Annotated in this window: 13 protein-coding genes and 1 pseudogene; 10 read left to right on the top strand and 4 right to left on the bottom strand. The window is 67.7% G+C overall.

Translation table 11 applies throughout. The features are described from left to right. The first annotated feature begins 7 nt into the window (after positions 1-7). The 3 genes from FFS52_RS13120 (at position 8) to lysS (ending at position 3,436) form a co-directional block, all read left to right on the top strand. Entirely contained in the window at positions 8-1,150 is a 1,143-nt protein-coding gene (locus FFS52_RS13120) for an FAD-dependent oxidoreductase (RefSeq protein WP_137809935.1), read from the top strand. Positions 1,151-1,325: 175 nt separating this feature from the next. Continuing rightward, complete coding sequence (locus FFS52_RS13115; protein WP_249356475.1) at positions 1,326-1,808, top strand: rhodanese-like domain-containing protein; 483 nt, start codon at positions 1,326-1,328, stop codon at positions 1,806-1,808. Between the two features lie 59 nt (positions 1,809-1,867). Beyond that, a complete protein-coding gene (lysS, locus tag FFS52_RS13110; RefSeq protein WP_137809934.1) occupies positions 1,868-3,436 on the top strand; it encodes a lysine--tRNA ligase in 1,569 nt (522 codons plus the stop codon). Between the two features lie 43 nt (positions 3,437-3,479). Here the strand turns inward: lysS and FFS52_RS23905 are convergent, their stop codons facing one another. The 3 genes and pseudogenes from FFS52_RS23905 to FFS52_RS13100 form a co-directional block, all read right to left on the bottom strand. Then, positions 3,480-3,728 (bottom strand): DUF559 domain-containing protein, encoded by a 249-nt coding sequence (locus FFS52_RS23905; RefSeq protein WP_240199163.1) that lies wholly within the window; start codon positions 3,726-3,728, stop codon positions 3,480-3,482. A 134-nt stretch (positions 3,729-3,862) separates the two neighbouring features. Further along, positions 3,863-3,934 (bottom strand): annotated as a pseudogene (locus FFS52_RS23900) (hypothetical protein); the annotation flags it as partial. A gap of 119 nt (positions 3,935-4,053) precedes the next feature. Then, the gene (locus FFS52_RS13100) at positions 4,054-5,640 is read right to left on the bottom strand and encodes a FadD3 family acyl-CoA ligase (protein ID WP_137809933.1); all 1,587 of its coding nucleotides are present in this window, start codon (positions 5,638-5,640) and stop codon (positions 4,054-4,056) included. Between the two features lie 42 nt (positions 5,641-5,682). Here FFS52_RS13100 and FFS52_RS13095 point away from each other — a divergent pair, with 42 nt between their 5' ends. The 7 genes from FFS52_RS13095 (at position 5,683) to FFS52_RS13065 (ending at position 15,129) form a co-directional block, all read left to right on the top strand. Beyond that, a complete protein-coding gene (locus tag FFS52_RS13095; protein ID WP_137809932.1) occupies positions 5,683-6,942 on the top strand; it encodes an acyl-CoA dehydrogenase family protein in 1,260 nt (419 codons plus the stop codon). Between the two features lies 1 nt (position 6,943). Continuing rightward, positions 6,944-7,783 (top strand): SDR family oxidoreductase, encoded by an 840-nt coding sequence (locus FFS52_RS13090; RefSeq protein WP_137809931.1) that lies wholly within the window; start codon positions 6,944-6,946, stop codon positions 7,781-7,783. A 37-nt stretch (positions 7,784-7,820) separates the two neighbouring features. Then, on the top strand, positions 7,821-8,978 hold the full coding sequence (locus FFS52_RS13085) for an acetyl-CoA C-acetyltransferase (protein WP_058249908.1): 1,158 nt from the start codon (positions 7,821-7,823) through the stop codon (positions 8,976-8,978). A 187-nt stretch (positions 8,979-9,165) separates the two neighbouring features. Then, a complete protein-coding gene (locus FFS52_RS13080) occupies positions 9,166-10,695 on the top strand; it encodes an aldehyde dehydrogenase family protein (protein WP_068971976.1) in 1,530 nt (509 codons plus the stop codon). 87 nt (positions 10,696-10,782) lie between these two features. After that, complete coding sequence (locus FFS52_RS13075) at positions 10,783-11,430, top strand: TetR/AcrR family transcriptional regulator (protein WP_283205447.1); 648 nt, start codon at positions 10,783-10,785, stop codon at positions 11,428-11,430. A gap of 61 nt (positions 11,431-11,491) precedes the next feature. Continuing rightward, positions 11,492-13,396, top strand: coding sequence for an ABC transporter ATP-binding protein (locus FFS52_RS13070; protein WP_137809930.1), 1,905 nt, complete (start codon positions 11,492-11,494; stop codon positions 13,394-13,396). After that, positions 13,393-15,129, top strand: a complete 1,737-nt coding sequence (locus FFS52_RS13065) for an ABC transporter ATP-binding protein (RefSeq protein WP_137809929.1) — start codon at positions 13,393-13,395, stop codon at positions 15,127-15,129. Before FFS52_RS13070 ends, FFS52_RS13065 begins: the two co-directional genes overlap by 4 nt. 194 nt (positions 15,130-15,323) lie before the next feature. On the opposite strand, the gene FFS52_RS13060 is transcribed toward FFS52_RS13065, so the two are convergent. Beyond that, positions 15,324-16,571 (bottom strand): HNH endonuclease signature motif containing protein, encoded by a 1,248-nt coding sequence (locus FFS52_RS13060; protein ID WP_137809928.1) that lies wholly within the window; start codon positions 16,569-16,571, stop codon positions 15,324-15,326. Positions 16,572-16,708: the final 137 nt, after the last annotated feature.

Raw genomic sequence — 16,708 nt, 5'->3', positions numbered from 1 at the left:
CAGTCTCATGAAGGTCGTCGTGGTGGGAGCCGGGATCGCCGGCCTGTGTACCGCGGTCGGACTGGCATCGACGGGTGCCCGGGTAACGGTCGTCGAGCGCGCGCCCGAGATACGCGGCGGGGGTGCGGGCCTGAGCATCTTCGCCAACGGGGTCCGTGCACTCGATGCGTTGGGTATGCGGTCGGTCCTCGGCGACGCCGCGGCGCCGACCCCGCCGGCGAGCGGAACCCGGACACCGGGCGGGCGATGGCTCAGTCGGTTCGACCCGGCGTCGCTGACCGACATGCGCGTCGTCCGCCGCACCGATCTCCACGCGGCCCTCCTCGCGGCCGCGGCCGACGTCGTGGACATCAGGACCGGTTCCGGCGTCGATGACACCATGTCCGACCGTGGTCTCATACGACTGGCCGACGGCACCGAGATCGGTGACTGCGATCTGATCGTCGGCGCCGACGGTCTGCGCAGCCGGGTGCGTGCCGCGGTCGTCGAGGACCCCGGCGCCCGGCGATGTGGCTACTCCGCGTGGCGGGCCATCACGACGACCCCGGTGTCGGTCGACGCGGCCGGCGAGACGACCGGACGTGGGGCGCGTTTCGGGATTGCGCCGCTCCCTGACGGGCATGTCTACTGGTTCGCCTCGGTGTCGGACGACGGGGATGACGCGGCGGGCGGGCTCGATGCAGTGCGGCAACGGTTTTCGGGGTGGCATCGACCGATCGGGCAGCTGCTCGACGCCACCGATCCGGCGACCGTCGGATACCTGCCGATCGAGGAGCTCGCCAAGCCGCTGCCGACGTTCGTCAGAGCGGGCCGGGGGTGCGCGAGTGTTCTCATCGGCGACGCCGCGCACGCGATGACCCCGAACCTGGGGCAAGGTGCCAACCAGGCGATGGAGGACGCGGCCACCCTGACCGCGCTGATACGTCGGCACGGCCGCGGTGACCTCGACAAGGCCTTGCGCACCTACGACCGGCTCCGACGCCCGCGGACCCAGCAGATCGCGCGGCAGGCGTCGATGATCGGCCGGGTCGGGCAACTGCGTGCCGGCCCCGCGGTCTGGGCGCGCGACCTCGCTCTGCGCATGACGCCCGACGCCGTCCTGAACGCGCAGATGCGACGCGTGCAGCGGTGGCAGCCGCCGGAAGTGTGACGACGTCGGTGTGACGACCTCGGTCGGGTGGAGGTCTGGCCGGAGGGGGCGTGCTGTGGCATACTCGTCGCCGTGATCACGAGCTGTCGGGAGTGTTGTCAGGGCTAGTACCGCGTCTGCGGCTGCCCTCCTTCGCGCTCCCCGCTCGATCTCGATCACCTGAGGACTCCCTCTCATGACCGCTTCGGTTGCTTCTTCTGTTCGTCCTTCTTCCGCCGGTACGGTGTTTGCCCCTGCTTCGGTGTTTGCCGCTGTACCGCCGACCGTCGCCCCGGCCCCGTCTGCGCCGCTGTCGTTGCGGGTCGAGGACTACGCGTTCGCCGTCGCCGCCGGTGCCACCCCCGTCGACGTCCGCTCCCACCGGCGCCGTCAGCTCGACGGCGCACTGTTCGGGGCCCTGGCCATCGACGCCGTCGAGGTTCTCGACCGGCTCACGCCGGACACCCCGGACTCACTGCGCGTCGCCCGGCCGGAATCACGATGGATCCTCGTCAGCGAGGACGGGCACGAGGCCGAATGGCTCGCCTGGCACCTGCAGGCGCGCGGGGTGCACGGCGCGGTGTTCGTCGTCGGCGGGCACCGTCGGATGCGGTCGGCACGGGTCAACGGTCGGATTCGGCCCGACGACCTCGCTGTCATCTCCGCCCACGAGAGCTGAACCCGCCCAGCGCGACCCGGTTGTGTCCGCGGTCACCGCGAGGCAGTGAGTTGGAGTCGATGACCGGCCCCGATAGGGTGCGTGGGGTGAGTGACAGCCCGACCAGCACCGCCATCCCCGAAGCGACCGACGAGCAGACGCCCGAGCAGTTGCGCATCCGCCGCGAGAAGCGTGAGCGGATCCTGGCCGAGGGTCGCGAGGCCTACCCGGTCGCCATCCCGCGCACCCACAGCCTCGGTGAGATCCGCGCCGCCTACCCCGACCTCGAGGCCGGTACCGAGACCGGACAGCACGTCGGCGTGAGCGGACGCGTGATCTTCCTGCGCAACAAAGGCAAGCTGTGCTTCGCCACGCTGCAGGAGGGCGACGGCACGCAGCTGCAGGCGATGGTCAGCTTCAACGGCGTCGGCGAGGAAGCGCTGGCGCGGTGGAAGTCCGAGGTGGATCTCGGGGACATCGTGTTCATCTCGGGCGAGGTCATCAGCTCGCGCACCGGCGAACTCTCGGTGATGGCCGACGGCTGGCAGATGGCGTCGAAGTCGTTGCGGCCGTTGCCCGTCGCGCACAAGGACATGAACGAGGAGACTCGCGTCCGGCAGCGCTACGTCGACCTCATCATGCGCCCGGAGGCCCGCAGCATCGCCCGCACCCGGATCTCGGTGATCGCCGAACTCCGTGCGGCGCTGGGCCGTCGGGGTTTCCTCGAGGTCGAGACCCCGATGCTGCAGACCCTGCACGGTGGGGCGGCCGCGCGACCGTTCGTCACGCACTCCAATGCCTTCGACATCGATCTGTTCCTGCGCATCGCACCGGAGCTGTTCCTCAAGCGCTGTGTGGTCGGCGGCATCGAGCGCGTCTTCGAGATCAACCGCAACTTCCGCAACGAGGGTTCCGACTCCACGCACTCACCGGAGTTCGCGATGCTCGAGACCTATCAGGCCTACGGCACCTACGACGACTCCGCCGTCATGATCCGCGAACTGGTGCAAGAGGTTTCGCAGGCGGCGCTCGGCACCCAGACCCCGACCATGCCGGACGGTTCCACCTACGACCTCTCGGGCGAGTGGACCGCACTCGAGATGTACCCGTCGCTGTCGGAGGCGCTGGGCGAGCAGATCGTCCCGGCCGGCGCCGACGGGGAGACCACCGTCGAGCAGCTGCTGGCCATCGCGGCGCGCGTCGGCCTCGAGATCCCGAAGGACAAGGGATACGGGCACGGCAAGCTCGTCGAGGAACTCTGGGAGCACATGGTCGGCGAGAAGCTGGACCGCCCGGTCTTCGTCCGCGACTTCCCGGTCGAGACCTCGCCGCTCGTCCGCGCACATCGGTCGCAGATCGGCGTCGTGGAGAAGTGGGACCTCTACGTACGCGGCTTCGAGCTGGCGACCGGATACTCCGAACTCGTCGACCCCGTCATCCAGCGCGAACGCTTCGCCGATCAGGCCCGCCTGGCCGCCGCCGGCGACGACGAGGCGATGGTCCTCGACGAGGAGTTCCTCGCCGCGATGGAGTACGGCATGCCCCCGACCACCGGCACCGGCATGGGCATCGACCGCCTGCTGATGGCCCTCACCGGCCTCGGCATCCGCGACACCATCCTGTTCCCGCTGGTGAAGCCCCGCTCCTGACCGGGATTTCGTAGCGCGGATACGCGCTATATCCGCATCTACGCTACGGATTTCCGTCGTAGGGCTGTACGGATCTGACGAGGTCGTTCTGTCGGGTGCGGTCTCGCTGGAATGCGACGGCGTCACTATGGAATGCCATCCCATCGATCTCGATGGCGATCTTCGACGCCTCGAACGCGAAGTCGAGGACGTAGCCACACGCCGGCGTGTTGGCCGACCACCCCGTGAACCCGCTGCCGTCGAGTAGCTTCGCGGTGATCCGCTCCGCCTCCGACCTCGCGCCCGACGACATCGCCTCCAGCATCGCCCGCGCGCGTGGCGAACCCCGGCGAGCCGCATCCGCATCCGATCGTCGACCGTCCGGTCGGCCACCCGGAAGACACCTCGCGTGACCCGGACCCACTGTCCGGTCCGAACCCGATGCCGGATGCCGTCGGCCGACACCCCGTGCGAGTGTGCCTGATGCGTGGTGAAGACGCCGTCGTGGGAAGCGATCATGGCGCGCAGGTCGTCGGTCATACACACTTCGACGCACCGCACGTCCGGCCGGTTCCCAGCCCCGAATTTCGTAGCGTCAGTAGGTGAATAGCGCGCATTGGCGCTACGAAATCCCGGGGTCAGGTGAGGTTGCGCTTGAGGATCTTGCCCGACGCGTTGCGGGGGAACTCGTCGACGAAGACCACCGACCGGGGGATCTTGAAGTTGGCGAGGTGCTCCTTGGCGAACGCGATGACCTGCGCCTCGTCGAGGTCGGCGTCCGCCCGGACCGTCAGGTAGGCGCGGCCGACCTCGCCGAGCCGGTCGTCGGGCACGCCGACGACCGCGGACTCGGTGACACCGTCGAGCCGCGCGAGGGTCTGCTCGATCTCCGCGGGGTAGACGTTGAACCCGCCGCAGATGTACATGTCTTTGAGCCGGTCGGTGATCTTGAGGTTGCCGCGCTCGTCGAGGATCCCGATGTCGCCGGTGTGCAGCCACCCGTCGGCGTCGATCGTCGCGGCGGTGGCCTCCGGGTCGTCGAGGTAGCCGACCATCACCATGTCTCCGCGCGCCAGCACCTCACCGTCGTCGGAGAGTCTGATTTCCATGCCCGGGAACGCACGTCCGCAGGTGTTGGCGACGGTCGCGTCGTCGTCGTCGGGGGTGCAGGTGGAGACGAAGCCGCTCGCCTCGGTCAGGCCGTAGGCGGTGATGACGGTGTCGACGCCCAGGTCGTGCTGGAGGCGTTCGACGAGGACGACGGGCACGATCGCCGCGCCGGTGATGACGATGCGCAGGCTCGAGAGATCGTGGTCGGCGCGCTTCGGGTCGTCGAGGATGGTCTGGAAGATGGTGGGCGCGCCCGGGAAGACCGTCGCGCGCTCGTCGGACACGAGCTTCATCGCCTGGTCCGGTGAATAGACGGCAAGTGGCAGCATGGTCACGCCGAACAGCACGCTCGGCAGGATGCCCGCCTTGTACCCGAAGGTGTGGAAGTACGGGTTGACCATCAGGTAGCGGTCGTCCGGGCCCAGGCCGGCATTCGCGCCCCAGCCGTACGAGCCGGTCAGGGTCTGCCGGTGGGTCGCCAGCACACCCTTCGACTTCCCGGTCGTGCCGGAGGTGAAGAGGATGTCGGAGAGATCGTCGGGGGAGACGGCATCGGCGCGTCGGTCGGCTTCGGCGAGTGCGTCGGGGGTTGCCGCCCGACTGAGGAACTCATCCCAGTCGACGGCACCGTCGAGCGGGGCGGCGTCGTCCGTGAGCGACACCCGGATCACGACGTCGGGCATCGTGGCGCGGTGATCGCGCAACAACTCGGCCACATGATCGGCACCGAGGAACTCGCCGGACACGACGACGGCCCGGGCCCCGGACCGTTCGATGATCTCGATCGCCTCGCCCGCGGTGTAGCGCGTGTTCAAGGGGACGAGCGTCGCACCGGCGTAGTGGATCCCGAGCGCCGCAATCGGCCAGTGGAAGCTGTTCGGCGACCAGATGGCGACCCGGTCGCCGGCCTCGATACCCGAGGCCACCAACGCTGCCGCGAAATCCCGGACGGACTCGTGGAGACGGGTCCAGGTCGACTCGATCCGCGGATGCGTCGAAGACTGCCACTGACCGTCGACGAGAGCGATACGGTCGGGCCAGGTCTGCGCCGCCCGGCGCAGTGCGGCCGGGGTCGTGGGCGTGGGGAGGACCTCGTGCAGTGGGGTCTGCGCCATGCGCCCAACCTAGCACTTGCTTGGTGCGTTATGCTAGCGCCCATGACCACGACGAATCTCGCCGATCGTGCCGTCGACCTGGGTGAATGGGCGAAATCGACACCGAACGCCACCACCGAGTTCGCGGCCGCGGTGCGTGCGTGGCTCGACGAGAACCTCGCTGGCGACTTCGCCGATCTGAAGGGTCGTGGGGGGCCGGGCAGCGAACACGAGTTCTTCGCCGAGCGCCTCGAATGGGATCGTCACCTCGCGCGCGCCGGGTGGACCTGCATCGGCTGGCCGGTCGAGTACGGCGGTCGTGGTGCGACGCTCGAACAGCGCATCATCTTCCATCGCGAGTACGCACGTGCAAACGCACCTGCGCGCGTGAATCATCTGGGCGAGGAACTGTTGGGCCCCACGCTCATCGCCTACGGGACCGACGAGCAGAAGCGGCGTTTCCTGCCCGGCATCGTCGATGTCACCGAGTTGTGGTCGCAGGGTTATTCCGAGCCGGGCGCCGGATCGGACCTCGCGGGCGTGTCCACGTCGGCGCGGCTCGAAGACGGCAAGTGGATCATCAACGGCCAGAAGATCTGGACCTCGCTCGCCCACGTGGCGCAGTGGGTGTTCGTGATCGCGCGTACCGAGAAGGGATCGTCGCGCCATGCCGGACTGAGTTTCCTGCTGGTGCCGCTCGACCAACCGGGCGTCACCGTCCGTCCGATCCAACAGCTCACCGGCACTTCGGAATTCAACGAGGTGTTCTTCGACGACGCGGAAACCGATGCCGATCTCATCGTCGGTGACCCGGGCGACGGCTGGAAGGTCGCGATGGGGCTGCTGCAGTTCGAGCGCGGGGTGTCGACGCTGGGTCAGCAGGTCGGATTCGCGCGCGAGCTGGGCAATCTCACCGATCTCGCGCGAGCCAACGGGGCGCTGGACGACCCGGAGATCGCGTCGCGGCTGGCCCGGGCGGACATCGGGTTGACGGTCATGCGCGCCCACGCCCAGCGGACACTCGACGGCGATGTCACTTCGCAAGCCGGCGCGGCGTCGGTCTCGAAGCTGTTGTGGGCGAACTGGCATCGCGATCTCGGCGAACTCGCCATGGACGTCGTCGGCGCACCGGCGCTGATCGGTCCCGTCGCGACGGCGGAGGGTCGGGCCAACGACATCACCGACCCCGAGCACGTCGAACTCGACGAATGGCAACGGCTGTACCTCTTCACGCGCGCCGACACGATCTACGGCGGCTCGAACGAGGTGCAGCGCAACATCATCGCCGAGCGGGTGCTCGGCCTACCCCGAGAGGCACGCTGAGATGACCGGAATCGACTTCAACGGGGCGCATGTCAACGGCCGGGCGGTCTCTCCGCTGGCCACACCGCCGGACGAGATCGCCGGGCACGGCCTGCTGCTGGGCAAGAAGGTCGTGGTGACCGCCGCCGCCGGAACGGGCATCGGCTTCGCGTCGGCACGTCGCGCACTGCTCGAGGGTGCGGACGTGCTCATCAGCGACTGGCACGAGCGGCGTCTCGGTGAGGCCGCCGAGAAGCTCGCGGCCGAATTCCCCGACCGCACGGTCACCCAGCGCACCTGCAATGTCCAGGTCACCGCCGAGGTGGACGCGCTGATCGCCGACGCCGCAACCCAACTCGGACGCATCGATGTCCTGGTGAACAACGCCGGGCTCGGCGGCGAGACCCCGGTCGCCGAAATGACCGACGAGGAATGGGACCGCGTCCTCGACATCACCCTCACCGGCACCTTCCGTGCCACCCGTGCCGCCCTGCGGTACTTCGGCTCGGTCGAGCACAACGGGGTGATCGTGAACAACGCCTCCGTCCTCGGCTGGCGTGCCCAGCGCGGACAGGCGCACTACGCCGCGGCCAAGGCGGGCGTCATGGCGCTGACCCGGTGCTCCGCACTCGAAGCCGCCGACGTCGGGGTGCGCATCAACGCGATCGCGCCGTCCATCGCCAAACACCCGTTCCTGGCGAAGGTCACCAGCGACGACCTCCTCGACGAACTCGCCTCCCGCGAAGCCTACGGGCGTGCCGCCGAGGTCTGGGAGGTCGCCGCGACCGTCGCGATGCTCGCCAGCGACTACACCACCTACCTCACCGGCGAGGTCGTCTCGATCTCCAGCCAACGCGCTTGACGGACAACGACTTCCACCGAACCAAGGAGCACCGACCATGACCACACCCCAGGCCTACATCGTCGACGCCGTCCGCACCCCGGTCGGCAAGCGCAACGGCTCACTGGCCAAGACCCACCCCGCCGACCTCGGCGCCCACATCATCTCCGCCCTCGTCGAGCGCACCGGCATCGACCCCGCGGCCGTCGACGACGTGGTGTTCGGCTGCCTCGACACCATCGGTGGCCAGGCGGGCAACGTCGCCCGGACCGCATGGCTCGCAGCCGGTCTCCCGCTCGAGGTGCCCGGCACCACCGTCGACCGGCAGTGCGGGTCCAGCCAGCAGGCCATCCACTTCGCAGCGCAGGGCATCATGAGCGGAACCCAGGACATCGTCGTCGCCGGCGGCCTGCAGAACATGAGCGCCATCCCGATCTCGCAGGCGATGATCTCCGGCAAGGAGTTCGGATTCACCACGCCCACCGCCGAATCCGCCGGCTGGCAGGAACGTTTCGGCGACGCGCAGATCTCGCAGTTCCTCGGCGCCGACATGATGGCGAAGAAGTGGGACATCAGTCGCGAGGACATGGAGCGCTGGGCGCTGCAGTCGCACGAGCGGGCCCGGGCCGCGATCGCCGACGGCAAGTTCGACAACGAGAACGTCGCCCTCGGTGACTGCGTCGTCGATGAATGCCCGCGCGAGACCTCGATGGAGAAGATGGCCGGCCTGCAGGTCCTCGCCGATGGTTCCCGGCTCACCGCGGCCGTCGCCTCGCAGATCGCCGACGGGTCGTCGGCGACCCTCGTCGTCTCCGAACGCGCGCTGAAGGAACACAATCTGACACCGCGAGCCCGCATCCACCACCTGTCCGTGCGCGGCGACGACCCCGTGATGATGCTCTCCGCGCCGATCCCGGCCACCAAGTACGCCCTCGACAAGACCGGCATGTCCATCGACGACATCGACGTCGTCGAGATCAACGAGGCGTTCGCGCCGGTCGTGCTCGCGTGGCTCAAGGAGACCGGCGCGGACCCGGCGAAGGTCAACCCCAACGGTGGCGCCATCGCACTCGGTCACCCCCTCGGCGCCACCGGGGCCAAGCTGTTCGCCACCCTCCTCAACGAACTCGAGCGCACCGGCGGGCGCTACGGACTCCAGACGATGTGCGAGGGCGGCGGGACCGCCAACGTCACGATCATCGAGCGGCTCGGCTGAGCGACCCCTCTGCTACTCGAGCCAGAGTTCACCCCTCGACGTTCCCCTCTCGAGGCCGTACCATTCTGACAACAGGCGTGCCCACATACGGGTGTGATCTGGCGCATACTATTGTGTGGCACAGGCGGACCATTTCGTTCCAACCGCCGCACGTCAGGTGCAGCACGACCTAGCTGAGGGGATCTCGATGACCAAGCCTGCTGAGCACACCAGCACCGGCGCCACCGGCGCGACGCGTGGCGTCTCGTCGGAAGCGCATAGTTTGACCGAACTGGTCGAGATCCAGCGCGCGGCGTTCCTGCGCGACGGGATCCCCGACGCGGACACCCGCATCGACCGCATCACGCGGCTCGCGGCCCTGCTCCTCGACAACGCCGACGAGATCGCCGCCGCGCTGGCCGAGGACTTCGGTGCCCGCCCGCGCGAACTCTCGCTCGCCGCCGATGTGGCCGGCTGCATGATCGACCTCGCCCACCAGCGTCGCGGGGTCAAGGAGTGGATGGCCGAGTCCAAGGTCGCGAAGGTCCAGGGCCTGCTCGGATACAAGCAGAGCATCCGCCACGACCCGCTGGGCGTCGTCGGCATCATGGGGCCGTGGAACTTCCCGCTGCAGCTGACGGTCGTGCCCGCGGGTTCGGCGTTCGCGGCCGGCAACCGGGTCATCATGCGACCGTCGTCGGTGACCGCGAAGACCACCGACGTGATCGCCAAGCACGCACCGAACTACTTCTCGATCGAGGAGTTGGCGATCGCCACCTCCAAGCACGGCTCCGGATCGGACTTCGCCAAGCTCAAGGTCGACCACATGTTCTTCACCGGCTCGCCCGGCGTGGGCGCCTCGGTGGCCCAGGAGGCCGCGAAGAACCTGATCCCGGTCACCCTCGAACTCGGTGGCAAGAACCCGGCCGTCGTCGACGTCGACGCCGACATCGACAAGGCCGCGACGATGCTCGCCGACGCCCGCATGGTCAACGGCGGCCAGGTGTGCCTGTGCCCGGACTACGTCTTCGTTCCCGAGGCCAAGCTCGGTGAGTTCACCGACAAGGTCGTCGCGCGGTGGACCGAGAACTTCCCGACGATCATCGACAACGAGCAGTTCACGTCGACGATCAACCAGAAGAACTACGAGCGGATCCTCGGGCTCATCGACGACGCCGAGCAGCTCGGCGCCACGAAGCGTCAGGTGATCCCCGGCGGCGAACCGCTGCCGGACGCCGAACGCCGCAAGATCCCGCCGACGCTGCTCACCGGTGTCAAGGCGGGTATGAAGATCGAGGAGGACGAGGTCTTCGGTCCGGTGCTGACCGTGTACCCCTACCGCGACCTGTCCGAGGTCATCAGCCAGATCGGCTCGCACCCGCATCCGCTGACCATGTACTGGTGCGGCGATCAGAACGAGCGGTTCCAGAAGCTGGCCGACAACACCCGCAGTGGTTCGATCAACGGCAACGACTTCGCCATCCACCTGTTCAGTGGCGAACTGCCGTTCGCCGGCGTCGGTAACAGCGGAATGGGCGGGTATCACGGCCGCACCGGTTTCGAGACCTTCAGCCATGCTCGGGCCGTCGCGTTCTCGACGCTGCCGGTCAGCGTTGCCGAGATGATGTCGCCACCGTTCCTGCCCAAGGACACCAGGCTGACCAACAACCAGCTGAAGCTGTGGAAGTTCTTTAACAACCGCGCCATGAAGAAGGTGCGCAAGCGCCTCGGCGCATAACATCGGTGCTCTTGGCCGGGATCGTCGTGCGACGGTCCCGGCCAAGCGCTTGCTAGGGTGAGCGCAGACTCTTCCAGGAGGATGCGCTTGTCACCACGAGGTCAGACCAGGATCGACGCGACCGGACGGACCGCTGCGAGCACCGCCGACGCGCCGACTCGTTCGTCGCGCCGGGACGAGTTGTTGGCGACCGCCGGGCGCATGTTCGCCGAGCAGGGACTGCGCTCGACGACGGTCCGGGACATCGCCGACGCGGCCGGAATCCTCTCTGGGAGTCTGTATCACCATTTCGACTCGAAGGAGTCGATGGTCGACGAGATCCTGCGGGGTTTTCTCGACGACCTGTTCGCTCGCTACCGGCAGATCGCGGCGTCGAGCAAGTCGGCGACCGAGACCCTGCGGGGGCTCGTCATCGCGTCGTTCGAGTCCATCGATGCCGAACGCAACGCGGTCGCGATCTACCAGGACGAGGCGAAGCGTCTCTCGGGCCAGGAACGTTTCGCCTATATCTCCGAACTGAACGTCGAGTTCCGGCAGTTGTGGCAGTCGGTGCTGCAGCGCGGCGTCGAAAACGGGGAATTCCGGGCCGATCTCGACGTCGAACTCGTCTACCGCTTCATGCGCGACACCGTGTGGGTCGCCGTGCGGTGGTATCGGCCCGGGGGCTCGATGACGGTCGACTCGATCGCCGATCAGTACCTGTCGGTGGTCCTCGACGGCATCCTGCCGCGCTGACCACGCGCGTCGAAGTTAGGGTAGCTTTCCTTTCCCAGCGTCTGGCCGTTATTGTGCGCGTATGACAATTGGCGGAACCGATGTGGCCGCGCCGGCACCAGTCTCCGACGTCGACGTCGAACCCGACGATCCGAAAGCCGCGCGCGCTCAGGCCAAATCCGAGTCCAAGGCGAAAGCCGCTGCCCTCGCCGACGTCCTGGCCCCGGTGAAGAAGCGCACGCTGCTCGCCCAGTTCGTCCAGGTCTTCGCCTCCGCCGCCACGGTGGTGCCGTTCATCGGGATCGTCGAACTCGGGCGCATCCTGCTCGAACCGGGACCGGTCGATTCCGGGCGCGTCTGGATGGTCGTGTGGCTGGTGGTCGGTGGGCTCGGCGCTCGCGCCGCCTTCAGCTTCCTCGCGCTCGCGATCACCCACTTCGCCGATCTCGATCTCCAGGCGCAACTTCGAATCCGCATCGCGGACAAGCTGGGTCGGCTGCCGCTGGGGTGGTTCAGCCGGACCAGCTCGGGTGCGGTCCGCAAGTCGGTGCAGAACGATGTCGCCGACCTGCACTATCTCGTCGCGCACGCGACCGTCGAGGCCACGGCCGCGATGCTGTCGCCGATCTTCGCGCTGATCTACTGCTTCTACCTGGACTGGCGCCTGGGGCTGCTCGCGATCGCGACGGTGCCGCTGTACGCGCTGACCTACTCCTACATGGCTCGTGACCTGACGACCGAGATGGAGAAGATGGACAAGGGCGTCGCGCGGATCAGTGCCACCATCGTCGAGTTCATCTCGGGCGTCGCCGTCGTGAAGACCTTCGGACAGACAGGCAAGGCGCACCGGCGGTTCGTCGATGCCGCCGACGAGTTCAACGACGACTTCGCCGGCTACATGGGGCCGATGCTCCGCGTACAGGCGGTCACCACCGTCCTGATCAGCGCGCCGCTGATCCTGCTGGTCAACCTCGGAGTCGGGTACTGGCTCGTCGACAACGGGTGGGTCCAACCGATCGAGCTCGTCGGGTCGACGCTGATCGCGATGGTGCTCCCGACCGCGCTGCTCACGGTCTCGACCGCGGTGCACACCCGTCAGCAGGCCTCGGCCGCCGCCCTGCGTATCGCCTCGTTGCTCGCCGAACCAGAGCTGACGGTTCCGGAGAACCCCCAGGTGCCCGCCGGGCACGATGTGCGGATCGAGAACGTGCACTTCACTTACCCGCCGCGCCTCGGAGTCCCGTCCGGGGTGAAGGCGCTCGACGGGGTCAGTGTCGAACTGGCCGAGGGAACCGTGACCGCTCTCGTCGGGCCGTCGGGAAGCGGTAAGTCGACGCTTGCGACGCTGCTGCCCCGCTTCGGCGATCCCGACTCCGGTGCGGTGCGCATCGGTGGGGTCGATGTCCGCGACATCGCGCCCACCGAGCTCTATCGCCACGTCGGGTTCGTGCTCCAGGACGTGCAGCTGCTGACGATGTCGGTGCGCGACAACATCCGGCTCGGCCGTCCGGACGCAAGTGACGAGCAGGTCTACGACGCCGCCCGCGCCGCCCAGATCCACGACCGCATCCTCGAGCTGCCCGACGGCTACGACACCGTGGTCGGCGACGGGGCACACTTCTCCGGCGGTGAGGCGCAACGTGTCTCGATCGCGCGGGCCCTGCTCGCCGACACCCCGATCCTCGTCCTCGACGAGGCCACCGCCTTCGCCGACCCGGAGTCGGAGGCGCAGATCCAGCAGGCCATCGGCGCGTTGATGGTCGGGCGCACGGTGCTCGTCATCGCGCACCGTCTGGGCTCGATCACGCACGCGGACAACATCGTCGTCCTGGATCGGGGTCGGGTCGTCGAACAGGGTCGGCAGGACGAACTGGTCGCCCGCGGCGGGTTGTACGCGTCGATGTGGGCCTCCTACGAGGCCGGGACCACCAGGCAGGACGAGGAGATCGCGCGGGGCGCGGTCACGAGCAGCGAGGCGGCACGATGATCCGCGGTTTCTACACGATCCTGGGTTCCGAACGGGCCCGGATGGTCGTCTTCCTGACCTGGGTGGTCGTCTACGGCGTCGCGCAGGGGCTGGCGATGCTGACCCTGGTCCCGATCGTCGAACACCTGCTGACCGGTGACCTCTCCGCCGCCGCGATGTGGTTGTGGCCGTTGGCCGTTCTGGTCGCCATCTGTGCGGTCAGTGCCTACGTGCAGTCGCTCAAGGGCATGACGATGGCGCTCTACGCGATGCGCATGCTGCACCACCGTCTCGGCGATCACATGGTCACGCTGCCGCTCGGCTGGTTCACCCGCGACCGCGTCGGTGACGTCTCCCAGATCGCGGTCAAGGGAACGATGTTCGTGGGCAGTACCGGCGCGCACTACATCACCCCGGTCGTCGTCAACATGGTGAGCTCCGTCGTGGTCGTCATCGGTATCTGCTTCTTCGACTGGCGCATCGGTCTTCTGATGGTCGCAGGGACGCTGCTGCTGATGTACGTCGGCAAGCTGTCGAGTTCGTTCCTCGCGAAGTCCGAGGGCCGTAAGCGTGCCGAGGCCGTCAAGGTCAACAACCGGGTCCTGGAGTTCGCCCGCTGCCAGGCGGTGCTGCGGGCCTTCGGCGACTCGGACTCCGCGCACAAGCCGCTCGCCGACGCACTCGGACAACAAGCACGCGTGGGCAAGTCGATGCTCTGGCGCTCGATCCTCGGCATCCTGCTGAACGGACTGTCGGTGCAGGTCGTCTTCAGTGCCGTGCTCGCGCTCGGCGCGGGGCTGGCCGTGGCGGGCCACATCGAGCCGGCCCTGCTGATCGCCGTCTTCGGCCTCGCGGCCCGCTTCTTCGGCCCGATCGGCGAACTCGCCGAACTCGGTTCGACGCTGCGCATGTCCACCGACGAGATCAACCGCATCACCGGGGTGCTCGACACCGACCGGATGCCCACCCCCGATCAACCCACGCCGATCACCGAACCGGGTGCTGTCGAACTCGACGGTGTCGCTTTCGGGTACGAGACCGGCGCGCAGGTCCTGCGCGATGTGTCCCTGCGAGCCCGCCCCGGCACGATGACTGCACTCGTCGGCCCGTCGGGGTCGGGTAAGTCGACGATCTTCCGTCTCATCGCACGGTTCTACGACGTCGACGGCGGCGTCGTGAAGGTCGGCGGCGTCGACGTGCGGGAGCAGGAGACCGGTGCACTCATGGGCCAGTTGTCCCAGGTGTTCCAGGACGTCTACCTCTTCGACGACACCCTGTGGGAGAACATCAAACTCGGACGGCCAGATGCGACCGACGACGAGATCCGAGCAGCCGCCGAGACCGCGGGGGTCACCTCGATCGTCGACCGGCTGCCCGATGGCTGGCAGACCGTCGTCGGTGAGGGCGGTTCGGCCCTGTCCGGCGGTGAGCGGCAACGAGTCTCGATTGCACGCGCCCTGCTGAAGAATGCGCCGATCGTGCTGTTCGACGAGGCGACGAGCGCTCTCGATCCCGAGAACGAGTCCCACGTCGCGGAATCCATCCGCCGGCTCGCCGACCGCAGCACGGTGCTGGTCATCGCGCACAAGCTGTCCACCGTGATCGCCGCCGACCAGATCGTCGTGCTCGACGATCAGGGCGGCGTCGACGACATCGGCACCCACGACGAACTGCTCACCCGCGGTGGGCGATACACCGAGTTCTGGAACCAGCGGACAGCAGCCGCCGGCTGGACGCTGACGCCGTCGGTGTAGAGGTCCCTCTGGACAGCGGGAACTGGGTGTGGTCAACCCCCGCCCCCAGCGGGATCTCATAGCGCAAGAGATGCTACTTGTCTTCGCTCGCTCGCTACGAGATCCCGGTGGGTGGGCCTGATTTCACACTGTGGAGTTGTCAAAGGTCGTGTGGCGTCGGAGTCGACGCCGGAGGGGCAATGGGTCAGTGGCGGTTACACGAGGGCGTCGTCGAGTCGCATTGTCCGTCGGTTGTAGGCCGGTCGGGGTGAACGTCGCGGGTCGATGCAGGCGGGCGGGATCAACCATGGATGACGATCAGGACCCATCACCACCTCCCAGCCGTGATGGTGCACTTGGGTGTGACAGCGCTGGCACAACAGGCAGCCGTTGTCCAGGTCCGTCGGACCGCCGTCAGCCCATGGCACCAGATGATGCACCTGCGTATGCGCTGCTGGGGCACCGCATTTCACACAGTACACATCGCGCACGATGATCGCTTGGCGCAGATGGTGGGGGAACAGTCGTCTCGTGGTTCCCATCCGCAGCGGCACCCCTTCGGCGTCGAGGACGATCTCAGCGACCCCGCCGTCGCACGACAACTGTCGTGCCGTCGACGCTGACACCGCTCCGACCCACTGCAACCGCGCCGGATCAACACCATCAGCAGGAATGGTGACCAACATCTGCGTGCGCGGTGCACCCGCAGTCGTCATCGCTGCACCGATCGCGGCCTGATCGAGCAGGAGTTCCAATCCGTCGGCGCGGCGTTGGGCGGCGTCGCGGCGGTCGTCGGCGCCGTCGGGTTCGGGTCGTGGGCAGGAGCGTTCGTCGATCATCGTCAGAAACTTCTCGCCGATGACGGCGGTCACGTCGGCGGTGATTGCGACTCTGCCTTCTTCGGTCACCCGGGTGTGCACGGTGTTGAGCGACGCATCATCGGCTGCGGCTACCGCGTCCGGGTCAGCGTCGTCGGCGACCCGCACGGCGATACCCCGGGCGTGGGTGTTGATCTCAGCGGGGGAGGCGCCGGAGAACGCCTGCGCGAGCAGATAGCTTTCGAACGCCGACCGGTCGTCATCGGACAACGGTGCCGCGGCTCTTTTGTCGATGAACGCCATCCCTCGGACCACCGCGTCAACACACTCGGCCGCGAGGTAGCCGTCGGCGGCGCAGTCGGCGACCTTCGGCAACGAAGACAGGGCGCCGCCGATCCGCGTCCCACGGTGCGCAGTCGATGGCGGCATTCCCATCTCGATCAGCCACGATCGGGTCGTCGAGCCCGCACGCTTAGCCGCACCCGATGCCTCTAACAGGGCTATGTGGAGGGCGATCTGATGATCGAGAACGTTGCGCAACACGCGTAGTTCGTCGAGACGGTCGACCACCGCACGACCACTCCCGTCGTCGGGTGGTGATGGCAGTGAAATGAGGGTGTCGCGGAGCTCGGTGATCGAGGGCATGACACCAAGGTACTCGCCAAAATGTGGATCTCGTGACCTGAAAGTGGGCGGTTTTCGGTCAGTTTCGATGTGGAAGTTCCGGGCATGCGCCACCCCTGGTGAGGTTCGCCATCGCGATCAAAGCGTCAGGTGTGTGA

This window comes from Gordonia sp. ALPHA1B1, from assembly GCF_005502615.1.
GTDB classification, from domain to species: Bacteria; Actinomycetota; Actinomycetes; order Mycobacteriales; family Mycobacteriaceae; genus Gordonia; species Gordonia hongkongensis.
This window is presented reverse-complemented; position numbering and strand designations above follow the sequence as displayed.

Excerpts from the sequence above, each read along its gene's own strand:
- FFS52_RS13120 (WP_137809935.1), top strand. The coding sequence starts at position 8 with ATGAAGGTCGTCGTGGTGGGAGCCGGGATCGCCGGCCTGTGTACCGCG.
- FFS52_RS13115 (WP_249356475.1), top strand. The coding sequence starts at position 1,326 with ATGACCGCTTCGGTTGCTTCTTCTGTTCGTCCTTCTTCCGCCGGTACG.
- lysS (WP_137809934.1), top strand. The coding sequence starts at position 1,868 with ATGACCGGCCCCGATAGGGTGCGTGGGGTGAGTGACAGCCCGACCAGC.
- FFS52_RS23905 (WP_240199163.1), bottom strand. The coding sequence starts at position 3,728 with ATGTCGTCGGGCGCGAGGTCGGAGGCGGAGCGGATCACCGCGAAGCTA.
- FFS52_RS13100 (WP_137809933.1), bottom strand. The coding sequence starts at position 5,640 with ATGGCGCAGACCCCACTGCACGAGGTCCTCCCCACGCCCACGACCCCG.
- FFS52_RS13095 (WP_137809932.1), top strand. The coding sequence starts at position 5,683 with ATGACCACGACGAATCTCGCCGATCGTGCCGTCGACCTGGGTGAATGG.
- FFS52_RS13090 (WP_137809931.1), top strand. The coding sequence starts at position 6,944 with ATGACCGGAATCGACTTCAACGGGGCGCATGTCAACGGCCGGGCGGTC.
- FFS52_RS13085 (WP_058249908.1), top strand. The coding sequence starts at position 7,821 with ATGACCACACCCCAGGCCTACATCGTCGACGCCGTCCGCACCCCGGTC.
- FFS52_RS13080 (WP_068971976.1), top strand. The coding sequence starts at position 9,166 with ATGACCAAGCCTGCTGAGCACACCAGCACCGGCGCCACCGGCGCGACG.
- FFS52_RS13070 (WP_137809930.1), top strand. The coding sequence starts at position 11,492 with ATGACAATTGGCGGAACCGATGTGGCCGCGCCGGCACCAGTCTCCGAC.
- FFS52_RS13065 (WP_137809929.1), top strand. The coding sequence starts at position 13,393 with ATGATCCGCGGTTTCTACACGATCCTGGGTTCCGAACGGGCCCGGATG.
- FFS52_RS13060 (WP_137809928.1), bottom strand. The coding sequence starts at position 16,571 with ATGCCCTCGATCACCGAGCTCCGCGACACCCTCATTTCACTGCCATCA.